Below are 6,312 nucleotides of genomic sequence, written 5' to 3'. Positions count from 1 at the left end.
GGAGAAAACCATGAACGGGATACATGATCTGGGCGGTATGCACGGCCTCGGCCCGATCCTCAACGAGGAAAATGAGCCGTATTTCCACCATGAATGGGAGCGCCGGGTATTTCCGCTGTTCGCCTCGCTGTTCGTCGGCGGACATTTCAATGTGGATGAATTCCGCCACGCCATTGAACGCATGGATCCAGCCCACTACCTGGAGGCGAGCTACTACGAGCACTGGTTGCACGCATTTGAAACGCTGCTGCTGGAAAAAGGCGTGATCACCGCCGAAGAACTCTGGGGTGGCTCGACCCCTGCCCCCTGCGCGCCAGGCACGCCGGTGCTGACGCAGGACATCGTCGCGATGGTTGTCAGTACCGGTGCCTCCGCGCGCGTCAGTCACGATGTTGCTCCCCGCTTTAAGGCCGGAGACCGGGTTCGGGCAAAAAACTTCAACCCAACCACCCACACCCGCCTGCCGCGTTACGTGCGCGGGAAAATCGGCCGTATTGAGACCGATCACGGCGTGTTCATCACGCCGGACACTGCGGCGCACGGTCTGGGCGAACATCCTCAGCACGTCTACAGCGTCAGCTTCACCGCGCTGGAACTGTGGGGCACGCCGCGCCCGGACAAAGTGTACATCGATCTGTGGGACGACTATCTGGAGGAAGCATGAGCACTGCGACACAGCATGATTACGCCGCCGTCGGGTTACCCCGCGACGAGGAGGGGCCGGTTTTTGATAAGCCCTGGCAGGCGAAAGCATTCTCGCTGATCGTCCATCTGCACCGGGCGGGGCTGTTCCCGTGGGCAGAATGGGTACGGACATTCAGCGAAGCGATCAAGGCGGCTCCGGCGCAACCCGGCGAAAGCGTGAACGATGCCTACTATCGCCAGTGGGCGACAGCAATGGAGAACATGATCACCACCCTCCACCTGACCGCGCCGGATGACATTGCCCGACGGACTCAGGAATGGCGGCTGGCGTATATCAACACGCCGCATGGTCAGCCGATCGTCCTGGCCAATGCCAGCTGTCCGCCAGCGCATCACCACCACTCGCTTCCACTCGGCGTTCCGGTCACGGTGAGCCCGGCACAATCTTCCATCAGCCAAATTAACAACGGAGTCACATCATGAGCGATATCACCCTTACCGCCAACACCCCGGCCACTCCGATACCGGTCGCGGCGCTGTTGCCCTGGGCACTGTTTACCACCCTGCTGGCGCTGTTAGCGATCTATTTCGTCGGTGCGGAACAAGGTGCGACGTCGATGTTTTCCGGCACCCAGGTGCATGAATTCTTCCACGACGCACGCCATCTGCTGGGTTTTCCCTGCCACTGAGGAGGCGGACATGATTGGAAAACTATTATTCAAGGGGATGATAGCAGGCATTCTGGCTGGACTGGTGGCATTTGCCTTTGCACACCATTTCGGCGAGCCGCAGGTCGATCGCGCTATCGGGATTGAAGAAAGTCTGGCCGCGCATTCACACCAACACAGCGCGTCGGCTGACGGCGGTGAAGAAGAGGTGTTTAGCCGTCAAACCCAGTCCGGGATTGGGCTAATGGCCGGCATGGTGCTGTTCGGCGCAGCGCTGGGCGGCGGTCTGGCGCTGAGTTGGGCCTTTAGCTATCAGCGCTTCGGACCATCGAACCCGCGTCTGTTAGCGTTAGGTCTGGCGCTGGTCGGCTTTCTGGTGATGAGCCTGATGCCTGGTCTGAAATACCCACCCAATCCGCCCGCGGTCGGTAACCCGGAGACCATCGGCTATCGTACCGAACTGTACTTCGTCATGATGTTGCTTTCCATCGGCATCGTCATCGCGGCCGCGTGGTTATCACATCAGCTAATACCGCGCCTCGGCAGAGGGAATGCGATGATGTGGGCAACGCTGTTCGCGGTGGCGCTGATGCTCGTGGTTTGTGCCCTGATGCCGACAGTGAACGAAGTGCCCGAACACTTCCCGGCGGACCTGCTATGGCGTTTCCGTATCAGCTCCTTCGGCACGCACCTGGTGCTCTGGGGCGTCATCGGTGTGGCGTTCGGTGCCTTAGCCGAACGCACGCCGGCGACAGGTGTGCAGCGCCCAGCCTTCCGTCGCGGTTAACACATCATGAGAGCGTCGCTAACGTTGATTTGTCAGGGAGAAACGGCTGCGTCCAGAGGTTCACATTTCCCCTGTGATGACCCTCTGGAGGCGCGGGAATGGCAGCGGGCGCGTCAGTTACAACGCCGTGTCGCCCGTTGTCACCGCGTCTGGATCTCCCCGGAGACCGCCGCCCGACAAACTGCCGCAGCGCTCTCTTTACAGGGTACCCCGGTGATGGAGCTGGCGGAGCCCGACTACGGCATCTGGGCCGGTCGGCCAGTACGTGAGGTGATGACGCAAGACGCCGACGCTTTCCTGGCCTGGCTGGAGGGCGATCCGCCGCCGGGCGGAGAGTCACGTGCTCAGTTGCTGGCGCGCTGTGGCCGTTGGCTGGCAAAACACGTCGATATTCCAGGCCGACACGGTGTAATTGCGTCGGCCTCCACTATCCGTGCCATGCTCCTCAACGTTCTCGGCGCCCCACTTCACTCATTTGCACGTATCGACGTCCACCCGCTCAGCATCACCGAGTTGCGCAGTGACGGACGGCGCTGGAATTTTTGTTTATTAAGAGATGATATAAATGGCGAATGTTCGACGGTGTCCCGCTGAAACCGTCAGCCAGTAAGCGCTTGGCCATTGATGGATCCGTCCACTGGTCTTGCATCGCTAAACCCAATGCCATAGAACCGCTCAGCGCGCTTCACGCCCCGTCCTGCGTAAAAAAGTAAATCTCCCTGACCATGTTTATTTATACTCAGAAAACATGTCATTAAGAAAGGAAGCAACGCGTTGAAATGGGTAACGTGGTTAAAACGTATCGGGTTATCCCTGCTGCTGTTGATCGTTGGCGCTCTGGGACTACGCCTTTATGACATTCAGCGCGGACCCGAGCTGCAGCTCTGGCATACCTGGGTTCCGCATGAGATGGACGCGGATGAAATCGACAATGCTGACTGGAACGATTACATCAAAAAAGAGAATGCGCTCTTCAGTGAGGTAAAACGCCAGGTTACCGATAAGCTGGACGCTGAGCAGCAAACCGAACTGAACCGTTACTATCGTCACAGCCCCATCTATCCGGACTCGTTTCCAACCAACTGGAATCGGTCATATATCATGATGCCGGATGGCAAACCGAAAGGCGCCGTGGTGTTGCTGCATGGTCTGACAGATACGCCCTACAGCCTGCGGCATATCGCTGAAAATTACCGGCAACAGGGTTATGTCGCCATCGGTATCAGATTACCAGGCCATGGGACGGTTCCCGCCGGGCTGACCGATGTGGACTGGCAGGACTGGCTTGCCGCCACGCGCCTTGCGGTGAGAGAAGCGAAACGACTGACGGGTAATGATGCGCCCCTGCATATCGTCGGATTTTCCAACGGCGGCGCGCTGGCAATGAAATATTCGCTGGACGCGCTGGATAATGCCGAACTGGCAAAACCCCAGCGGGTGATCCTGATTTCTCCGATGATCGGTATTACCCGCTTCGCGCGTTTTTCCGGCCTCGCTGGCTGGCCCGCGTTTCTTCCCGCCTTCTCGAAAGCCGCATGGTTAAACATCATGCCCGAGTTTAATCCGTTCAAATATAACTCCTTCCCGACGAACGCCGCCCGGCAGTCCTTCCTGCTGACCAAAGCGCTGCAAAAGCAGATAGTGACTGACTCGAGAAATCACAGACTTAACAGCTTACCGCCGGTATTGACCTTTCAGTCCGTTGTGGATTCAACGGTCAGTACGCGGGCGATCGTGACGGCGCTGTATAACCGTTTGCCGGAAAATGGCAGTGAAATTGTCCTCTTCGATTTGAATCATGCCGTCAGGTTTAATTCATTATTACGCCGGACGTCTTACACCGCGCTGGCACGGTTGCTGCCCGCGCCGCCCCGCGCTTATCAGACCACGATCATCACTAACGCGAATTCAGCCAGTACCGATATGGAAATCCGCACAACACCTGCCGGGAAAACAGACACCACAGTGGAAAAGCTGCAGGGAATGCGCTATTTGCCGGACGTATACTCCCTTTCTCATGTCGCGCTCCCCTTCCCGTTAAGCGATTCGCTGTACGGGCGCTATCCCCATCCGCTGAATCAATATGGGATCAGCCTCGGCACGTTTGCAGCTCGCGGCGAGCGTTCGGTGCTGGTTGTGGGTCTGGACTCGCTGATGCGTCAGTCTTCCAATCCGTTCTTTCCCTATATGATTAAACGAATTGACGAAGGGATCGACACTCGCACGGATGTCTCCGGGAAGTAGCACCTCAGGATAAGTGGCCGTAATGGCCACTTTTTTGCCAACACGAGTGCGTAAAAACTACGCTTTTGACGACGTCGACAGCCACTGATACACCGCTGACAAATCTTGTCCGGCATATCCTGCGTCCGCCGCCTGCTGCCACAGTTCGGCAATGTTATCCAGCCCCGGCATGGTGTGCGGCTCGGCCAGGGATAGCGCCAGCCGGGCATCTTTCAGTGCATGCGCCAGCTGCATCTGCGGCGCGAATTGCTCGCTGGCGATGGCGTCCAGTTTCACTTTGACATACGGCGCGGCCAGCGGGCCGCCTTCCAGGGCGCTCCAGAGCTGGTCGGGGGTAAAGCCCAGCGTCTTCGCCAGCTGGGCGCTTTCCGCGATGCCCTGCATCATCGAAATCAGCCAGGCATTGAGGACCAGCTTCATTTTCTGGCTGTTGCCCGCCTCGCCAAACCACTGCGTCCCGCGGGAGATAGCCGCAAACACCTGTTCGGCAGCAGCACACTTTTCACGATCTCCGCTGGCGAGCACCAGGATCTGCGCCTTCTCCGCCGGGGCTTTGGTCCCTGAAACCGGGGCATCGACGAAGGTCATCGCCGGCTGAAGCGCCCGCAGCAAGGCGATAGCCTCCTGCGTCTCCGGCAGGCCGATGGTGCCCATCTGGCAATAGATCGCCTGCGGCTGACAGGCAGGCGCTATTTGCGCCAGTACCTCAAGGGTGGCCTGGCCATCGGCGAGCATACTGATGATCACCTCGGCATCGGCGACCGCCTGCTGCGGCGTGGTATGCATGATCAATCCCTGCGCCTGTAAATCTTCGCCGCGTGCTGGCGAGCGGTTCCAGCCAGCGACGGTAAAGCCTTTCTTCAGCAGATTGCTGGCAAAAGCATGTCCCATGGCGCCGAGTCCCAGCACCGCGACCTTTGGTAATGTACTCATCTTGTCTGTCCTGATTAGCGTCTGAATAAAAGCGGACCTCTACTATCGCATCTCTGACACAAATGTCAGTAGCCGTAGCGGGCATGTAAAGTGACACTGTCACCCATGTTCTCACGGCTGTCGGAGCCACGCCAGCAAACGGCGCATCGCTGGCGTCAGCCGGGCATCATCCTGATAACACAGACACAGGCGGCGCTGTGCCCAGCGATCCTGCAGTGCGATGACGGCAAACCGGTAGCGCTGCTGGTAGCGTTCGGCAATGACGCGGGGCAGGATCCCCCCGCCGGCGCCGTGAGCCACCATCTCGCAAAGCCCTTCAAAATGGCTCATCCGGACCCGGACGTTTAGCGCCTGGCCGAGCCCGGCGGCATGTTGTTCAATATGCTGCTGCAGCGCGCTGGTCTGGTAGAGGGCGACCAGCGGCTCATTGATGACCGCCGCAAACGCCACTTCATTCGCTCCTGCCAGAGGGTGAGCCGGCGGCACAATCAGCACCAGGGGATCATCGGCGACAGGATCCAGATGCAATGGCCCGGGGTCGACGGCATCAGAGACCACTCCAGCCTGCGCCACACCAGCCAGAATGCTGCTGACGATATCCGCGCTGGTGCGCTCTTCGGTGTCGATCTGCACCGCCGGATGCGCTGCCATCCAGGCGGCGAGCTTGCCCGGCAGAAAAGCCGACATCGCCGAGGTGTTGGCGAACAGCCGCAGCGTCCCCTGCTGACCGCGCGCGAAGGCGCTCATCGCCTGGCGCAGACGCTGCTGCTGCGCAAGAAGCGGGCGTGCATGGCGCGCCAGTACCTCCCCGGCCTCAGTCAGCGTTACGCCGCGGGCATGACGCTGCAACAGGGGAACACCGACCTCTGCCTCCAGCTTGCGCACTCTTTCGCTGGCGGAGGCCAGAGCAAGATGGGCCATAGCAGCCCCACCGGTAATACTGCCGGTATCCACGATGGCGATAAACAGTCGCAGATCGGCCAGATCCATCCGCATCACACCCTCCCCACCCTTCGGTTTTCCCGTAGTCTTAGG

8 protein-coding genes are annotated in these 6,312 nt (G+C 59.3%); 6 read left to right on the top strand and 2 right to left on the bottom strand.

Annotated features, from left to right (window positions below; genetic code table 11):
• Window positions 1–10 precede the first annotated feature (10 nt).
• From nthB to CWM53_RS18645, 6 genes are all read left to right on the top strand, one after another.
• On the top strand, window positions 11–664 hold the full coding sequence (gene nthB / locus CWM53_RS18670) for a nitrile hydratase subunit beta (RefSeq protein WP_100630420.1): 654 nt from the start codon (window positions 11–13) through the stop codon (window positions 662–664).
• Window positions 661–1,128 carry a nitrile hydratase accessory protein gene (locus CWM53_RS18665; protein WP_100630418.1) on the top strand — a complete coding sequence of 156 codons (468 nt, stop codon included), beginning with the start codon at window positions 661–663 and terminating at the stop codon, window positions 1,126–1,128. Before nthB ends, CWM53_RS18665 begins: the two co-directional genes overlap by 4 nt.
• A complete protein-coding gene (locus CWM53_RS18660; RefSeq protein ID WP_100630416.1) occupies window positions 1,125–1,334 on the top strand; it encodes a CbtB domain-containing protein in 210 nt (69 codons plus the stop codon). The genes CWM53_RS18665 and CWM53_RS18660 overlap by 4 nt, the downstream gene beginning before the upstream one ends.
• 10 nt (window positions 1,335–1,344) lie before the next feature.
• Entirely contained in the window at window positions 1,345–2,100 is a 756-nt protein-coding gene (locus tag CWM53_RS18655) for a CbtA family protein (RefSeq protein WP_063266847.1), read from the top strand.
• Window positions 2,101–2,106: 6 nt separating this feature from the next.
• Window positions 2,107–2,694, top strand: a complete 588-nt coding sequence (locus CWM53_RS18650) for a histidine phosphatase family protein (RefSeq protein ID WP_100630414.1) — start codon at window positions 2,107–2,109, stop codon at window positions 2,692–2,694.
• 180 nt (window positions 2,695–2,874) lie between these two features.
• Window positions 2,875–4,344: an alpha/beta hydrolase gene (locus tag CWM53_RS18645; RefSeq protein ID WP_100729686.1), complete on the top strand. Its 1,470-nt coding sequence runs from the start codon at window positions 2,875–2,877 to the stop codon at window positions 4,342–4,344.
• A gap of 57 nt (window positions 4,345–4,401) precedes the next feature.
• Here the strand turns inward: CWM53_RS18645 and CWM53_RS18640 are convergent, their stop codons facing one another.
• Together CWM53_RS18640 and CWM53_RS18635 are read right to left on the bottom strand one after the other, a co-directional pair.
• Entirely contained in the window at window positions 4,402–5,277 is an 876-nt protein-coding gene (locus tag CWM53_RS18640; protein ID WP_061154610.1) for an NAD(P)-dependent oxidoreductase, read from the bottom strand.
• Between the two features lie 111 nt (window positions 5,278–5,388).
• Window positions 5,389–6,273, bottom strand: coding sequence for a LysR family transcriptional regulator (locus tag CWM53_RS18635; RefSeq protein ID WP_100675597.1), 885 nt, complete (start codon window positions 6,271–6,273; stop codon window positions 5,389–5,391).
• Between the last annotated feature and the right edge of the window lie 39 nt (window positions 6,274–6,312).

Origin of the sequence: Klebsiella sp. A-Nf5 (assembly GCF_002810545.1) — a bacterium.
GTDB lineage: Bacteria > Pseudomonadota > Gammaproteobacteria > Enterobacterales > Enterobacteriaceae > Klebsiella > Klebsiella variicola.
This window is presented reverse-complemented; position numbering and strand designations above follow the sequence as displayed.